General features: G+C 56.2%; 2 protein-coding genes. Both read left to right on the top strand.

Going from position 1 to position 676, the window contains the following annotated elements; all coding sequences use genetic code 11:
* A partial coding sequence (locus AC1DH9_RS30300; protein WP_477809475.1) for a GtrA family protein occupies positions 1-248 on the top strand: 248 nt, incomplete at its 5' end.
* On the top strand, positions 245-676 hold a 432-nt coding region (locus tag AC1DH9_RS30295; RefSeq protein ID WP_477809474.1), incomplete at its 3' end, for a DUF6311 domain-containing protein. The genes AC1DH9_RS30300 and AC1DH9_RS30295, both read left to right, overlap by 4 nt.

Here is a 676-nt window from a genome sequence, read left to right as displayed (position 1 = left end):
GTGTAGCGTTTTCTGTGGCGACCCTGGTTTCTTATGTGATCAACACGAGCTGGAGTTTTTCCAGCCGATTGCATGGCCGGACGCTGGCGCGCTTCATGATGGTTTCCGGGGCCGGTTTACTACTGGCGATGCTGGTGGCCTGGGCCGCACAAATGGCCGGGCTTCATTACTTGCTGGGGATAGGGGCGGTGGCGCTGACCATTCCGGCCTTTACGTTTGTATTGCATAACTTCTGGACGTATCGATGAAGGTTTCGGGCAAGCATTGGGCGATCGGGTTATTGCCCCTGTTAATGGGCGTGGTGGCATTTTTCATGGTGATCGGGCCACGGGCCCTGGACCCGCAAAACATTGCCTGGCTGGAAAGCGGCGATCCGGCGACCCATTACTTGGGCTGGACGTTCTTTCGACATTCTCCCTGGACTTTTCCGCTCGGACTTAACCCGTCCTATGGGTTGGAACTGGGCAGTGCGATCATTTTTTCCGATTCCAATCCGCTGTTGGCGCTGCTGTTCAAACCCTTCAACTCAATCCTTCCCGAGACGTTCCAGTATTTCGGTATTTGGCTGCTGGCATGTTTTGTTCTGCAAGCCTGGTTTGCCTGGAAGTTGCTGGGGCTGGTTACGCCCAGTGTTGCGCTCAGGGTGCTGGGGAGTGTTGCGCTCAGGGTGCTGGGG

This window comes from Pseudomonas sp. 05T35, from assembly GCF_056396605.1.
Note: the sequence above shows the minus strand (reverse complement) of the source record. Positions and strands in the feature narration are given on the sequence as shown.